The organism is Ideonella sp. (assembly GCF_044358605.1).
Taxonomy (GTDB): domain Bacteria; phylum Pseudomonadota; class Gammaproteobacteria; order Burkholderiales; family Burkholderiaceae_C; genus Ideonella.
Genome location: NZ_JBIKNQ010000087.1, coordinates 1 through 14,366 on the forward strand (window position 1 = coordinate 1; position 14,366 = coordinate 14,366).

Here is a 14,366-nt window from a genome sequence, read left to right on the forward strand (position 1 = left end):
ACTCCGCGCTAGACTGGGCTACACCCGCCGAATTCGCCCGGCAATGCGGCCAGCAGGCCCCACTGCCGATGTCAAAGGAGCCGGAAAGTTCTACTTCTGAGCGGTACTGATTCGGGGACAGGGTCAGGAAAGACTGAAGCGAGTGAACTCCCTTCCGTCAAGCTTGACGTCGGCGAACAGACCTTCTGGATCTTCATGGAAGTGCATGAAAGCCGATGAGCCGCGGTAGAAGGTTCCCGTCTTGGGTTCTCGCAATCCGCCAATGGCAGGCAGCTCGTCGAGTAATGGGGTGATTTGTTGGAGAGCGGCCCTGTTGGGCTAAGACGTGTCCGTTCTATGTCGTGGCGTCATCTGGCCAGCCCTTGAGCGACGTTGTGCCAGTACAGAGCGGCTGGGCGGGTCACCTTTATGACTTCGTCGCCCTCAAGTGGAGCGCGCCAAAAGGTCACTTCGTAGCGTTCAATCAAGCTTGTGTTCAATTCTTCGGCTTCTTCACCCTGTCCGAATGCAAGGGCTGTGAATCTCGCCCGGTACGTGCCAGGCTCTAAGGGTATTGGTTCCCAGATACACCCGTTCCAGTCAGCAAGACCAAGGATTTCGGACTCGGGCATTGTGAACGGAGCCTCAACGACTTCTTCCCACATTTCCTCGACCTCAGGCCGTGAATTGGCGATGCGCACACTTAAAGCGACATCGCCGGTATGAAGGCCGAAAGTCAAGCTGAGTGTTGTCGGCACGGCCGTGCCCAGAAGGCCGTTTCGTTGACCTTTGAAGGCCCCATCCGCCCAATCGCAGGTGTCTTGCAAATGGATGTACGCTTGGCCGTAGTGAGAGAAGATGGTGCCATTGAAGACTGTTCGCATCGCCGTGTTGCCATTTCAGTTGTAAGGCTCATTGCTCTTGTGTTGCGTTCGAGAGGTGGCTGAGCCCGCAGTCTCTTACAAATCGTCTAAGGGCAACGCCGAGCATAATTGTGCAAGACTCGTTTGTACGAGCTGATCGTTGCCGAGGACGGGTTCCATGACCACCCTGCGCTTCGTTGTTCGCCGCCGCATCCATACGCAAACGACGCTGGACCTGCGCTGCCAGAGGCCGTGGCCCGGGGCGATTTCTTCGGCGCCGAGGCGCGCAGGGAAAGGGCGTGGCGCGCGTACTCGCGCGCTTCAAGAACAAATCCGCAGTCACTGTTTGACCATAGCGAGCCGAAGGTGAGCGGAGGGAGTTTGACGGCGCACGCCCTTGACCGAGCACCGAGGGCAGTTGGCTTTAGCCAACCGCCGATGCATGAGCCCCGGGGCACGGCCTGTGGCAGCGCACACGCCAACTCCGAAAAGAAGCCTACCGAATCAAACCGGCACCCACAGCGGCGGCAGCCCCGGCAGCGCGCGGAACAAGCCGCTCAGCGCCCCACTGCGCACCAGCGTGGCAGCGGTCTCCATGTCCGGCGCCAGATAGCGGTCGGTCATCATGGGGGCGCAGTGCTGGCGCAGCAAGGCGTGGGCTTGCTCCAGGGCGGGGGAGCTGTTGAGCGGGCGCAGGAACTCGATGGCTTGGGCCGAGGCCAGCAGCTCCACGCCCAAGATGTGCGCCACGTTGGCGATCATGGGCTGCAGGCGGCGGGCGGCGAAGGTGGCCATGGAGACATGGTCTTCTTGGTTGGCGCTGGTGGGCAGGCTGTCCACGCTGGCGGGGTGAGCCAGGGACTTGTTCTCGCTGGCCAGGGCGGCGGCGGTGACGTGGGCAATCATGAAGCCGCTGTTCAGGCCGGCGTTCTCGGTCAAGAAGGGCGGCAGGCGCGAGACGCTGCTGTCGATCAGCATCGCGATGCGGCGCTCGGCAATCGCGCCCACCTCGGCAATGGCGGTGGCCATCGCATCAGCCGCCAAGGCCACGGGCTCGGCGTGGAAATTTCCCCCCGAAATCATGGCCCCATCTTCAAAGAACACCAGCGGGTTGTCGGTGACGGCATTGGCTTCGCGCAGCAGCACCAAAGACGCATGGCGCAACTGGTCTAGACAGGCGCCCACCACCTGCGGCTGGCAACGCAGGCAATAGGGGTCTTGCACGCGGTCGTCGCCTTCGGTGTGACTGGCGCGGATGGCGCTGCCTTTGAGCAGGGCGCGGTAGTACTGGGCCACGTCGATCTGGCCGGGCTGTCCGCGCAGGGCGTGGATGCGGGGGTCAAAGGGGCCGTCGCTGCCCCGGGCAGCGTCCACCGTCAGGGCGCCAATCACCAGCGCGGCTTCGAGCACGGGCTCAAAGCTCAAGAAGGCGTGCAGGGCCAAGGCGGTCGACGTTTGCGTGCCGTTGATCAGCGCCAGGCCTTCTTTGGCTTCCAACGCCAAGGGGGCGATGCCGTGTTGGCGAAGCACCTCGGCCGCTGGGCGGCGCTGGCCGTCCACCAAGAAGTCGCCCTCACCCAGCAGGGCCAAAGTCATATGGGACAACGGAGCCAAGTCGCCCGAGGCGCCGACCGAGCCCTTCTCAGGCACCCAAGGAATGAGCCCGGCGTTGTAGACCGCCAGCAGCGTGTCGATCACCACCTCGCGCACGCCAGAGTAGCCGCGCGCCAAGCTGGCGGCCTTCATCACCAGCATCAGACGCACCACGCCGGGGTTGCAGGGCTCGCCCACACCCACCGAGTGCGAGCGGATCAGGTTGAGCTGCAAAGTGGCCAGGTCGGCCGCGCTGATGCGCTGATTGGCCAGCTTGCCAAAGCCGGTGTTGACGCCATAAACCGGTGCGTCGCCTGCAGCGGCGGCTTGCACCACAGCGGCACTGGCCCGGATGTTGGTGCGCGCCTCAGGCGCCAGGGTCACGGGCACGCCGTGGGCGTGGATGGCCTGTAGCAGTTCGAAGTTAAGGTGGCCAGGGGTGATGAGGTGCTGTGTCATGATGAAAGCCGCGTTGAAATGAAGAATGAGTGGCCAGCGCGCGTGCTGCGCAGCTTGCCACAGACCTCTGGAGAGAGACGATGAAGTTGTTGAATCGTGTGCTCGGTCTGAGCCTGCTGGCCGCCCTGACGCACGGCCCGGCGTGGGCGCAGAGCCAAGTGGACCCTTTCACGGCGAAGCCCGCTGCCGACTGGACGGCGCTGTTCAAGCGCAGCAGCGGCTGGACAGGCGCTGATGGCGTCTACAGCATCCCGCTGTCGGGCGATGAGCGCCCAGGCAGTGGGGCCAGCCAGCGCACGCTGATCTGGTTCAGCGACACCTTTGTGGGCAAGGTGCGGCCTGATGGCAGCCGCACGGCCACCAGCATGGTGAACAACACCACGGCCGTCATCAACGGCGCCATGCCGGATGCCGCCAGCCTGAGCTTTCAGGTTCGGCCCAAGGGCAAGGGCTGGCAGAGTATGGTCAAGCCGCCAGACACGACCCAGTGGTTCTGGCCCGTGGATGGCGTGGTGGTGGGCCCGCAGGTCTACACCTACGCGCTGCGCATGAAGCCCGCCGACACACCGCCCTTCGCCTTTGCCACCGCCGGCATCAGCCTGCTGTCGGCCTCGGCGCTGGAGACAGCCCCTTTTAGTGGCGCCTACAAACAGGTGGACGCGCCGCTGTTCGTGCCTGCGGAGGTGGGCGGCGCGGGGGAGTCCTCGTTCGGCCAGGCCGTGATGCTGCACACCGCCGCCGCTGGGGCGCCGCGTGCTGACGGCTACCTCTATGTGTTTGGCACGCGCAGTGCCGAGTACGTGAAGCGCCTGCTGGTGGCGCGGGTCAAGCCCGACAAGATCGGCAACTTTGCGGCCTACCGATTCTGGGACGGCAAAGCCTGGAATGCCGACATCCGCAGCGCGGCCGCTGTGACCAGCGGTGTCAGCTCTGAATTCAGCGTGCACCCCTTGCCCGATGGGCGCTTCATGCTCACCCACATGACCGACACCTTGGGCAAGCAAGTGGCCGTGCGATATGGCGACAGCCCGGTCGGCCCTTGGGGCAAGGACGTGATCTTGTGGGACTGCCCCGAGGCCACGCTGACGCCCAACACCTTTGTGTATGGCGCCAAGGCGCACCCGCATTTGTCGACGCCCACCGAACTGCTGGTCAGCTACCACGTCAACACCTTTGACTTTGCGGAGAACTTCCGCGCGGGCGGGGTCGAGATTTACCGGCCCCGTTTCTTGAAGGTGCCGCTGCGCTGACCTGGCGTGGTGTTGCCGTGTTTGTCCACCCATGATCTGGATGTGTTTATGTTGAAACTCAATCGTCGTGCCCTGACCCTGGCTGCTGTGGCCGCCGCCTGCGTGCCCAGCTTGGCCCAGGCCCAAGCCTTTCCCACCAAGCCGGTGAGGATCATCATTGGCTTTCCGGCCGGTGGCCCGCTCGACGGCCATGCGCGCTTGCTGGCTGACAAGCTGGGCGAAAAGCTGGGCCAGACGGTCATCATCGACTACAAGGCCGGGGCCGGTGGTTCGGTGGGCGCGGACTTCGTGGCCAAGAGCGAGGCCGACGGCCACACGCTCTTGATGGCCAACACCGGCACCATGGTCATCAACCCTGCGGTCTACACCAAGCTGCCCTACCAAACCCTGCGCGACTTTGCGCCCATTGCCCGCACGGCGCAGCAGCCGCTGGTGCTGCTGGTCAACCTGCAAGTGCCGGCCAAAACCTTTGGCGAGCTGGTGGCCCTGGCCAAGCAAAAGCCGGGTCAGCTCAACTACGGCTCGGCCGGTAACGGCGGCATCAGCCACTTGGTGCCCGAGATGATCAAGTCGGCCACCGGCACCTTCATCGTCCACATCCCTTACCGGGGCAGCGCGCCCGCCTTCACCGACCTGATGGCCGGCCAGGTGCAGGTCATGGCCGAGTCCATTCCGCAAGCCGCCACCTATGTCAAGGCGGGCAAGCTGCGGGCCTTGGCCGTCACCAGCAAGGAGCGCAACCAAGCGCTGCCCGATGTGCCCAGCCTGCATGAAGCCGGCCTGAAGAACTTTGACGTGGTGGGCTTCTACGGCGTGCTGGCCCCGGCCGCCACGCCCAAGCCGGTGGTGGACAAGCTCTCGGCCGCTTTCAAGGCGGTGCTGGAAAGCCCGGAGATCCGCCAGAAGATGGTGCAGCAAGGTGCTGACCCGGCCTATTTGGACGCGGCCAGCTTCAGCCAGTTCTTGAAGGCCGACATGCCGCGCTGGGCCAAGGCCGTGAAGGACTCGGGCACCAAGCTGGATTGATCGCGGCATGCGGTCGTCCTGAACTAGGGCAGGGCTCAGGCGCTCAGCGGCCCAACATGGGCAAGTTCAAGCCCTGCTCGCGGGCACAGGCCTGGGCGATGTCATAGCCTGCATCGGCATGGCGCATCACGCCGGTGCCGGGGTCGTTCCAGAGCACGCGCTCAAGGCGCTTGGCGGCGGCGTCGGTGCCGTCGCACACAATCACCACGCCACTGTGCTGGCTGTAGCCCATGCCCACGCCACCGCCGTGGTGCAGGCTGACCCAGGTAGCGCCGCCTGCGGTGTTGAGCAAGGCGTTCAGCAGCGGCCAGTCGCTGACCGCGTCGGAGCCGTCCATCATGCTTTCGGTTTCGCGGTTGGGGCTGGCCACGGAGCCGCTGTCCAAGTGGTCGCGGCCAATCACGACGGGCGCCTTCAGCTCGCCGTTTTTCACCATCTCGTTAAAGGCCAGGCCTGCGCGGTGGCGCTCGCCCAGGCCAATCCAGCAGATGCGGGCCGGCAGGCCCTGGAAGGCAATGCGCTCGCCCGCCATGTCCAGCCAGCGGTGCAGGTGCTTGTCCTCGGGGAACAGCTCCTTCATCTTGGCGTCGGTCTTGCGGATGTCTTCTGGGTCGCCTGACAGCGCCACCCAGCGGAAGGGGCCCTTGCCTCGGCAGAACAGCGGGCGGATGTAGGCCGGCACAAAGCCGGGGAAATCAAAGGCGTTCTTCACGCCTTGGTCGAGGGCGACTTGGCGGATGTTGTTGCCGTAGTCCACGGTGGGGATGCCCATGGCTTGGAAGTCCAGCATGGCCTGCACATGCACCGCGCAGCCCTGGGCGGCGGCGGCCTTTAGGGCGGCGTGTTGGCTGGCATCGGCTTGGGCGGCTTGCCACTGGCCCACCGTCCAGCCCGCAGGCAGGTAGCCGTGGATCAGGTCGTGGGCGCTGGTTTGGTCTGTCACCAAATCGGGTTTGATACCGCCGGCTTTGGCGCGGCGCACCAGCTCGGGCAAGATTTCAGCGGCATTGCCCAGCAAACCCACCGAGACGGCCTTGCCCTCGGCGGCATAACGCTGCATGCGAGCCAGCGCGTCGTCCAGGTCGGTGGCTTGCTCGTCCAGGTAGCGGCTGCGCAGGCGGAAGTCGATGCGCGACTGCTGGCATTCGATGTTCAGCGAGCTGTAGCCCGCAAAGCTGGCGGCCAGCGGTTGCGCGCCACCCATGCCGCCCAAGCCGGCCGTCAAGATCCACTTGCCCTGGGCGTTACCGCCAAAGTGCTGCTTGGCGGCTTCGACAAAAGTCTCATACGTGCCTTGCACAATACCTTGGCTGCCGATGTAGATCCAAGAGCCTGCGGTCATCTGTCCATACATCATCAGGCCCTTGCGGTCCAGCTCATGAAAGTGCTCCCAGGTGGCCCAGGCGGGCACCAGGTTGGAGTTGGCCAACAGCACGCGCGGGGCGTCCGGGTGCGTGCGGAACACGCCCACCGGTTTGCCGCTTTGGATCAGCAGGGTCTCGTCGTCCTTCAAGGTGCGCAGGGTGGCCAGGATCTGGTCAAAACAGGCCCAGTTGCGCGCCGCCTTGCCGATGCCGCCATAAACCACCAGCGCGTCAGGGTTCTCGGCCACTTCCGGGTCCAAGTTGTTTTGCAGCATGCGGTAGGCGGCTTCGGTCAGCCAGCTTTGGCAGTGCAGCTCGGTGCCACGGTTGGCACGGACAGGACGGGCGGCGTGGGGGGTAGAAGCGCTCATGGTGGTGGCCTTGTGAAGTGGGGCAAAGGTCGAATGGGGCGGATTCTGCACGCAATTCAGACCACTTGTCTAGACAGGCTTACACAAGTAGACTGCCGCACCATGACGCCGCACTTCATCCGCCTGAACGATTGCCCAGCCCAGCCCTGGCGCAACGGCGGTGGGCAGACGCGTGAGTTGCTGGCGTGGCCCGGGCCCTCCAACTGGCGCCTGCGCATCAGCGTGGCCGATGTGGCTCAGGACGGGCCGTTTTCTGTGTACGAAGGCGTGCAGCGTCACTTGGCGGTTTGGCAAGGCGCTGGCTTACAACTGCGTTGCGGGGTTGACGAGCAGACCTTGGCCCTCACACCCGCGAGCCCACCCTGGGCGTTTTCAGGCGAGCAAGCCGTGAGTGCGAGCTTGATCGACGGCCCGGTGCGCGACCTCAACCTGATGCTGCGCGGCCTGCCGGGTGGCCTGACGGCCGCAGTGGCTCACCAGGCGTGGGCGCCCCGCTGCCGCGCCGCAGGCCTGTTCGCCACCCAGCCCGGCCGTTGCTGGGCGCGGCCTTTGACAGCCTCTTCAGCGGTGCTGTCCTGGCCCCTGCCAGCCCAGACGCTCTGCTGGTTGGCCCCAGCACCGGTCGAAATTTGGTGGGCCCCCGATGAACCTGCCTCTGCCGCCGCCCGAGCTTGGTGGCTGGAGGCTGATCTGAAAGACGACATGCCATGAGCAACCCCGCACCCCTGACCCTGTGGCACCACGCCCGCTTGGTGACCCTGGCCCCGCAGCAGGGCTGGGGCTTGATCGACCAGGGCGCACTCTTGACGCGCGGCGAGCGCATTGAATGGGTGGGCGCCGAGGCCGACCTGCCTGCAGGCCTGGACATTGCTCAGCGCCATGACCTGGCCGGTGCCCTGGTCACCCCCGGCCTCATCGATGCCCATACCCACCTGGTGTACGGCGGTGACCGAGCACGCGAGTTTGAGCTGCGTCTGCAAGGCGCCAGCTACGAAGAGATTGCCCGGGCGGGCGGGGGCATCGTCTCCACCGTGGCCGCCACCCGCGCCGCCAGCGACGAGGCGCTGTGGCAGAGCGCCCGCCACCGCGCCTTGGCGTTGATGGCCGAGGGCGTGACCACGCTGGAGGTGAAATCCGGCTACGGGCTGAGCGCCGAGCACGAGGCCCGCTGCCTGCGCGTGGCCCGCCGCTTGGGGGCGGAGCTGCCCCTGACGGTGCGCACTACCGGTTTGTCGGCCCACGCCTTGCCGCCCGAGTTTGCGGGCCGTGCTGATGACTACATCGACGCCGTGTGCGCGTGGTTGCCCGCCTTGCATGCCGAGGACTTGGTGGATGCGGTCGATGCCTTTTGCGAGCGCATTGCCTTCAGCCCTGCGCAAACCCAGCGTGTGTTCGAGGTGGCGCGCGGCTTGGGCCTGCCGGTGAAGCTGCATGCCGAACAATTGAGCGATCAAGGCGGCGCGGCCCTGGCCGCCTCCTTCGGGGCGCTCAGTTGCGACCACCTGGAGTACCTCAGCGAGGCCAGCATCTCCGCCATGGCCCAGGCCGGCACGGTGGCCATGTTGCTGCCGGGGGCCTATTACTTCTTGCGCGAAACCAAGCTGCCGCCCATCGCCGCCTTGCGCGCGGCCGGTGTGCCCATCGCCATCGCCACCGACCACAACCCCGGCTCTTCGCCTACGCTGTCGCCGCTGTTGATGCTGAACATGGCCTGCACCTTGTTCCGCCTCACGCCAGAAGAAGCCCTGCGTGGCATGACCCAACATGCGGCTCAGGCCTTGGGCCTGGCCGACCGGGGCCAGTTGCTGGCGGGCCGTCGGGCTGACCTGGCGGTGTGGGGCGTGAACCACCCGAATGAGTTGGCCTATGCTTTCGGACAACGGCCTCGCTGTGGCGTGGTCCAGGCCGGACGCTGGGCTGCCCCCTTTTCCTCTTGAACAATCCATATCCATGACTCCCCCATTTACTTGGCAAGGTCGAAGCGACTTAGAAGAGATGGGCGACAGCCGCCGTTGGCACCATGTAATGCAGGCCTGGGGCCCGCAGGCCGCAGGCGGCTGCGCCTTGATCGGCTTTGCGGTGGACGAGGGCGTGCGGCGCAATGGCGGCCGCCCAGGTGCTGCCGAAGGCCCGGCGGCCTGCCGCAAGTTCTTGGCCAATATGCCGCTGATGGGCGAGCCAGCCCTGTGGGATGCTGGAGATGTCAGCTGCCCGGACGGGCATCTGGAAGCGGCGCAAGCCCGCTTGGCGGCGCAGGTGGCAGCCACGCTGCAGCAGGGGAGCCTGCCCTTGGTGATGGGCGGCGGCCACGAGGTGGCCTGGGGCACTTTTCAAGGCTTGGCGCAGGCGCGGCCAGAGGTCAAGCGCTGGCTCATCATCAACCTCGACGCTCACTTTGACCTACGTCAAGCCGGTGCGGCCAATTCAGGAACGCCGTTTTTGCAGATCCAGCAATGGTGTCAGGCACAGGGCCTGCCTTTCGACTACCGTGTGCTGGGCATCAGTGCCTATGCCAACACCCGGGCGCTGTTTGACCGGGCCGATGCGCTGGGCGTGCGCTACTGGCTGGACGAAAGCCTCCAAGATGCTCAAGGCTTGGCCAATGCACAGCACGCGCTGGCTCAAGATTTGTCGAGTTCCGAGGCTGTTTATCTGACCACTTGTCTGGATGTGTTGCCCGGTGCCCAAGCTCCCGGCGTGTCGGCACCATCTCCTTTGGGCCTGCCCATGGCGGCTGTGGAGAGTGTGGTGGCGCAGGTGCTGGCCAGCGGCAAGGTAGCTGCCTTCGATGTGGCAGAACTGAACCCCAGCTTAGACAGAGATGGCCTAACGGCGCGCATTGCTGCACGCTTGATCGCCAAAGTGGCCCGCAGCTACTGAAACAAGGGGGGGCGCTGGCCAACGGGCTGTGATATAAAACTTTGGCATACCCCCTGACCCACCGCACTTCACCGAGAGCGCAGGGTTGCTGCTGAACCTCACCCCACCTGGTGAGCTCAGCTCACACACCGAGGCTGATTGCCGAGCAGGTGCAGCGCCTGTCAATCGCTGAGAGCCACCGCATCACACACACGCATGCGGGCCGAGCCGGGTTTGCCTCACCAGCATCGTGGCCCATCGTGATCTCCACCCAAGACCTCCAAACCCAGCTTGATGCCGCACAGAGCCTGCGGCTGCGCCAGCCCCAGGAGGCTTTGTCGCGCGCGGAGATGCTGTTGGCCTTGTGTGCTGACCCCGCTCATCGGCCACAGGCTTGTGCGCTGTTGCAGCTGAGAGCATTGAGCTTGCTGGAGCTTGGGCGCCCGCTTGATGCCGTGGTGCCCGCCGACCAAGCCGTGCGTGTGGCTGAGGCGACGGGCCAGGCGCCGCTGCTGTGTCAGGCCTTGCAGCAACTGGCTTGGACCTGGTTTGACTTGAATGCCGGTGACACCGCCTTGCAATGCCTGGAGCGGGCCATGGCCCTGGGCACCGAAGGTCTGTCAGAGAGCGATGTCCAAAGTCTGCGCTATGTGACGGCCTGTGTGGTCAGAAAGCTGGGCCGCCTGCAGGAGGCCCAGCAGTCGCTGCAGGACCTCCTACCTTTGACCAGTGGCGCGCCACGCTTCAGGTGTCTCGGGGCATTGGCCAGCACCGCACTGCATCGCGGTCGGCCGCGCGAGGCCATGGTCTGGCTGCAACAAGCCCATGCGGTGGCCAGTTCGCCCGCGCATCAAGCTTGGCTGGCCAGTTTGCTGACGCGGGTCCACCGAGGCTGTGGCGACCTGGCTGCTGCCTTGGCGGTAGAGGCCGAGCATGCTGCCACCTTGACCGAGTTCCCGCTGCGGCAAGCCACCGTCTTGCATCAGATCGCGGGCTTGTATGTAGACCACAGCCAGTGGGCGCAGGCCATGTCGGTGTGCCTGCGCATCGACGCGCTCAACGCGCTGGACGATGAAGCGCGCCTCGACTACCTCTACTTGCGCGCCACCCTCGCCCGCGCGATGCACCGCATGGACGAAGCCTTGGTCTATGACGAACATGCGCGTTTGCTCGCGGCGCGGCGAGAACGGTTGCAGGATGTCTATCGCATCAAGGCTGCTCAGTTGGCCCTGAACCACTTAGACACACGACTGATGTTGGCCCGTTCGCGCGATGAGGTTCTGTCTTTGCGCCGAGCCGTGGCGGCGCAAGAAGAGACCTTGCGGCGGCTCAGCCCTGGCACTCCTTTGGTGGAGTCTTTGCTGAATGAACTACTGGCCTTGTGTCGCGGCCGTGCGCGCCAGCCTGACGGTCGCCCTGATTGGTCTGCACTGGGGTTTCATCTGGTCTACCAGCCGTTTGTGAACATGGCTTCGGGCCAAGTGCTGGGCTTCGAGGCCTTGCTGCGCCTGAATCATCCCCAGCTCGGGCCGATGATGCCGGGCGACTTCATCACCCGGCTTGAACGCACGGGCGACATTCTTGACATCGGGCGGTGGGTCATGACCCGTGCCTGCGAAGAACTGGTGCGTTGGCGCCAGCCCGGTGGGCCGACCTTGAGCATGGCTGTGAATGTGGCCACGGCTCAGTTGCAGGAGCCAGAGTTCGCGTCCTTTGTCGCGGGGCTGCTGAAGCAGGTCGACATGGCGCCCGAGCAACTGGAGTTGGAGATCACCGAGAGCATGGCCGTCAGCGACAGCGCGCCGCTCTTGGCCTCGCTGCAGGCCCTCAAGACGCATGGCGTTCGGCTGTCCATCGACGACTTTGGCACCGGCTTTTGCAACTTTGCACGGCTCATCGAGATGGACCCCCACAAAATCAAGGTTGACCGCAGCCTGGTGAGCAAGCTGGGCGGCAATGCCCGCGAGCGCAGCCTCGTGCACGCCTTGATCCACAGCAGCCAAGAACAAGGCATGACCGTGACCGCCGAAGGCATAGAAACCGCTGCACAGCGGGCCAGCCTGCAAGAGATGCACTGCGATTTTGGCCAAGGTTTCTATTTCGGACAGCCCTTGCCCATGAATCGTGCGGTCGCTGACCTCCGCCCGGCGGCGGGCTCTTGGGGTTGACATACACTCTCGCCACGCTCTGGCCGGTGCCTTGAGGTAGCCGCCAGCAAGATTGGCTGATTGCTCTGACCCTGCGCTTCTTTCATGGCCCTGCATTCCAAGGCTCACGCGACTGCCCTGTTTGACCTCAAAAGCGCCACGCTCTCCGTGCTGGCGCTGATGCTCAAAACCACTGACTTAGCGGCCTTGGCCGAAGCACTGGACGCCCGCTATGGGGCGACACCGGGCTTGTTTGAGCACGAACCCCTTTGTGTAGACATGGCGGCGGTGCGCGACAGCGCCGAGCCGCTGGACGCCGCCGCTTTGGTGGCCCTGCTGCGCCGATATGGTTTCAACCCCATGTCGGCGCGTGCGGGCTCACCTGAGCAAATGGCCGCTGCGCTGCAGGCCGGCCTGACGGAAGCGCCCGAGGTCGGTGCGCCGCGGCCAGAGGCCTCCGCGCCCAGTGAGGTCCAAGTACAAACCGAGTTTGCCGACACGGTGCCCCCGGACTTGTTTGAGGCGGCAGACGCTCAAGAGCGTGCAGCTCAAGCCGAAGCACCTGCCGCTGAGCCAGCGCAGGGAGTACCCGCCAGCACGACCTTGATCATTGACAAGCCGCTGCGCTCTGGCCAGCAGGTCTATGCCCGCGGTGGCGATTTGATTGTGCTGGCCGTGGTGAGTTTTGGCGCTGAGGTCATCGCCGACGGCAATATCCATGTTTATGCCCCCTTGCGTGGCCGTGCGCTGGCCGGTGCCCGGGGCAACACCGAAGCCCGAATTTTTGCGGCGTGCATGGAGCCGCAACTGGTGTCCATCGGGGGCGTGTGGCGTACTTTTGAAGCAGGCTTACCGGCCGATGTGGCGGGCAAGCCCGCGCAGGTCAAGCTCGATGGCGAAAAGATTTTGTTTGAGCCGCTGAAATTTTAGGCGGCTCGGTGGATAGGGAGGCCCCGCAGCGGGCCATGCGTTTCAAGAAAGAAAGGACAGTGTTCCGATGAGCAAAATTGTCGTGGTGACCTCTGGCAAAGGCGGGGTCGGCAAGACCACCACCAGCGCGAGCTTTGCCTCTGGCTTGGCCCTGCGTGGCCACAAAACGGCGGTGATCGACTTTGATGTGGGCTTGCGCAACCTAGACCTCATCATGGGCTGCGAGCGCCGTGTGGTCTATGACCTGATCAACGTGATTCACGGTGAGGCCAACCTCAACCAAGCACTGATCAAAGACAAAACCTGCGACAACCTGTTTGTCTTGGCAGCTTCTCAAACCCGCGACAAAGACGCGCTGACCCAAGACGGCGTCGAGAAGGTGCTGAACGACCTCAAGGGCATGGGCTTTGAGTACATCATCTGCGACTCGCCCGCAGGCATTGAGACCGGCGCCCTGATGGCCATGCACTTTGCCGATGAAGCGCTGGTGGTCACCAACCCCGAGGTCTCCTCGGTGCGCGACTCGGACCGCATCTTGGGCATCTTGTCGTCCAAGACCAAGCGGGCCATTGAAGGCAGCACGCCCATCAAAGAGCACCTGCTGATCACCCGCTACAACCCCAGCCGGGTCGATACCGGCCAGATGCTGTCGCTGTCGGACATTCAAGAGATCTTGCGCATCGATCTGATCGGCGTGATCCCCGAGTCTGAAAGCGTGCTGGACGCCTCCAACCAAGGCTTGCCCGCCATTCACCTCAAGGAGACCGAAGTCTCCGAGGCCTATCAAGACGTGGTGGCCCGCTTCTGCGGCGAAGAGCGCCCGATGCGCTTTACCGAAGCGGTGAAGCCTGGCTTCTTCAAACGACTGTTTGGTGGGAGGTGAGCGCCATGTCGTTTCTGTCCTTCCTGCTGGGCGAAAAGAAGCAGACGGCTTCGGTCGCCAAAGAGCGCCTGCAGATCATCCTGGCGCACGAGCGCAGCGGCCGCAGCGCGGCCACGCCCGACTATCTGCCCGCCTTGCAGCGCGAGCTGGTGGCGGTGATCTCCAAGTACGTCAAGATCAACGCCGACGACATCAAGGTTCAACTGGAACGCCAGGACAACCTTGAAGTGTTGGAGGTGAAGATCGAGCTGCCGGAGTTGGCGCGACCTTCAAGCTGAGAGCCGAGCCGCCTTGTGGCGGCTGCCCGCTCCATGCAAAGGCCCTTGTGGGCGCCCTTGGCGGGGTGTCAACAGGGGCCTTGTTCTTGCTGACCACTCTCGCAGCCCGAAGGCTGCGGTCACGGTGACAGCCCGCGTTTCTTTGACCACGGCAAGGGGTGCGATCACCATCATCAAAGCGGCCAGCGACGTCACAATAATACTCATGGCCTTGAATGGGCCTCAATACTCAGCATGTACCTGTCAAGCCCCGGGAGATCATTCACACGTTTTGTGAAGAGCTTGGGGTGTGAGGCGTGCCATTTTTTCAGGGCCTCGATGGGGGTCTGGTGGTTGAGGGCGCGTTGAGGAATTCGATGGTTGT

Annotated in this window: 12 protein-coding genes; 9 read left to right on the plus strand and 3 right to left on the minus strand. The window is 64.3% G+C overall.

From position 1 onward, the window contains the following. Positions 1-347: 347 nt before the first annotated feature. Entirely contained in the window at positions 348-863 is a 516-nt protein-coding gene (locus ACIQ3Q_RS21095) for a hypothetical protein (RefSeq protein WP_396271203.1), read from the minus strand. 483 nt (positions 864-1,346) lie between these two features. After that, positions 1,347-2,894, minus strand: coding sequence for a histidine ammonia-lyase (gene hutH, locus ACIQ3Q_RS21100; protein WP_396271204.1), 1,548 nt, complete (start codon positions 2,892-2,894; stop codon positions 1,347-1,349). 80 nt (positions 2,895-2,974) lie between these two features. On the opposite strand from hutH, the gene ACIQ3Q_RS21105 reads away from it, so the two are divergent. Further along, positions 2,975-4,144, plus strand: a complete 1,170-nt coding sequence (locus ACIQ3Q_RS21105) for a DUF4185 domain-containing protein (RefSeq protein WP_396271205.1) — start codon at positions 2,975-2,977, stop codon at positions 4,142-4,144. A 48-nt stretch (positions 4,145-4,192) separates the two neighbouring features. After that, complete coding sequence (locus ACIQ3Q_RS21110; RefSeq protein ID WP_396271206.1) at positions 4,193-5,170, plus strand: Bug family tripartite tricarboxylate transporter substrate binding protein; 978 nt, start codon at positions 4,193-4,195, stop codon at positions 5,168-5,170. Between the two features lie 43 nt (positions 5,171-5,213). Here ACIQ3Q_RS21110 and hutU read toward each other — a convergent pair whose 3' ends face one another. After that, positions 5,214-6,905 carry a urocanate hydratase gene (hutU, locus tag ACIQ3Q_RS21115; protein ID WP_396271207.1) on the minus strand — a complete coding sequence of 564 codons (1,692 nt, stop codon included), beginning with the start codon at positions 6,903-6,905 and terminating at the stop codon, positions 5,214-5,216. 102 nt (positions 6,906-7,007) lie between these two features. On the opposite strand from hutU, the gene ACIQ3Q_RS21120 reads away from it, so the two are divergent. The 7 genes from ACIQ3Q_RS21120 (at position 7,008) to minE (ending at position 14,002) form a co-directional block, all read left to right on the plus strand. Beyond that, positions 7,008-7,616 carry a HutD family protein gene (locus tag ACIQ3Q_RS21120; protein ID WP_396271208.1) on the plus strand — a complete coding sequence of 203 codons (609 nt, stop codon included), beginning with the start codon at positions 7,008-7,010 and terminating at the stop codon, positions 7,614-7,616. Beyond that, positions 7,613-8,842: an imidazolonepropionase gene (gene hutI / locus ACIQ3Q_RS21125; RefSeq protein WP_396271209.1), complete on the plus strand. Its 1,230-nt coding sequence runs from the start codon at positions 7,613-7,615 to the stop codon at positions 8,840-8,842. Before ACIQ3Q_RS21120 ends, hutI begins: the two co-directional genes overlap by 4 nt. 13 nt (positions 8,843-8,855) lie before the next feature. Beyond that, positions 8,856-9,785 (plus strand): formimidoylglutamase, encoded by a 930-nt coding sequence (hutG, locus tag ACIQ3Q_RS21130; RefSeq protein WP_396271210.1) that lies wholly within the window; start codon positions 8,856-8,858, stop codon positions 9,783-9,785. A 239-nt stretch (positions 9,786-10,024) separates the two neighbouring features. Then, on the plus strand, positions 10,025-11,932 hold the full coding sequence (locus ACIQ3Q_RS21135) for an EAL domain-containing protein (protein WP_396271211.1): 1,908 nt from the start codon (positions 10,025-10,027) through the stop codon (positions 11,930-11,932). 84 nt (positions 11,933-12,016) lie between these two features. After that, the gene (gene minC / locus ACIQ3Q_RS21140) at positions 12,017-12,841 is read left to right on the plus strand and encodes a septum site-determining protein MinC (RefSeq protein WP_396271212.1); all 825 of its coding nucleotides are present in this window, start codon (positions 12,017-12,019) and stop codon (positions 12,839-12,841) included. 67 nt (positions 12,842-12,908) lie between these two features. Beyond that, a complete protein-coding gene (gene minD / locus ACIQ3Q_RS21145; RefSeq protein WP_396271213.1) occupies positions 12,909-13,724 on the plus strand; it encodes a septum site-determining protein MinD in 816 nt (271 codons plus the stop codon). Between the two features lie 5 nt (positions 13,725-13,729). Further along, complete coding sequence (minE, locus tag ACIQ3Q_RS21150; RefSeq protein ID WP_396271214.1) at positions 13,730-14,002, plus strand: cell division topological specificity factor MinE; 273 nt, start codon at positions 13,730-13,732, stop codon at positions 14,000-14,002. Positions 14,003-14,366: the final 364 nt, after the last annotated feature.

What these genes read in the sequence shown, in the direction of transcription:
- hutI (WP_396271209.1), top strand. Translation starts at nt 7,613, where the DNA reads ATGAGCAACCCCGCACCCCTGACCCTGTGGCACCACGCCCGCTTGGTG.
- ACIQ3Q_RS21110 (WP_396271206.1), top strand. Translation starts at nt 4,193, where the DNA reads ATGTTGAAACTCAATCGTCGTGCCCTGACCCTGGCTGCTGTGGCCGCC.
- ACIQ3Q_RS21105 (WP_396271205.1), top strand. Translation starts at nt 2,975, where the DNA reads ATGAAGTTGTTGAATCGTGTGCTCGGTCTGAGCCTGCTGGCCGCCCTG.
- hutU (WP_396271207.1), bottom strand. Translation starts at nt 6,905, where the DNA reads ATGAGCGCTTCTACCCCCCACGCCGCCCGTCCTGTCCGTGCCAACCGT.
- hutH (WP_396271204.1), bottom strand. Translation starts at nt 2,894, where the DNA reads ATGACACAGCACCTCATCACCCCTGGCCACCTTAACTTCGAACTGCTA.
- ACIQ3Q_RS21120 (WP_396271208.1), top strand. Translation starts at nt 7,008, where the DNA reads ATGACGCCGCACTTCATCCGCCTGAACGATTGCCCAGCCCAGCCCTGG.
- minE (WP_396271214.1), top strand. Translation starts at nt 13,730, where the DNA reads ATGTCGTTTCTGTCCTTCCTGCTGGGCGAAAAGAAGCAGACGGCTTCG.
- ACIQ3Q_RS21095 (WP_396271203.1), bottom strand. Translation starts at nt 863, where the DNA reads ATGCGAACAGTCTTCAATGGCACCATCTTCTCTCACTACGGCCAAGCG.
- hutG (WP_396271210.1), top strand. Translation starts at nt 8,856, where the DNA reads ATGACTCCCCCATTTACTTGGCAAGGTCGAAGCGACTTAGAAGAGATG.
- minC (WP_396271212.1), top strand. Translation starts at nt 12,017, where the DNA reads ATGGCCCTGCATTCCAAGGCTCACGCGACTGCCCTGTTTGACCTCAAA.
- minD (WP_396271213.1), top strand. Translation starts at nt 12,909, where the DNA reads ATGAGCAAAATTGTCGTGGTGACCTCTGGCAAAGGCGGGGTCGGCAAG.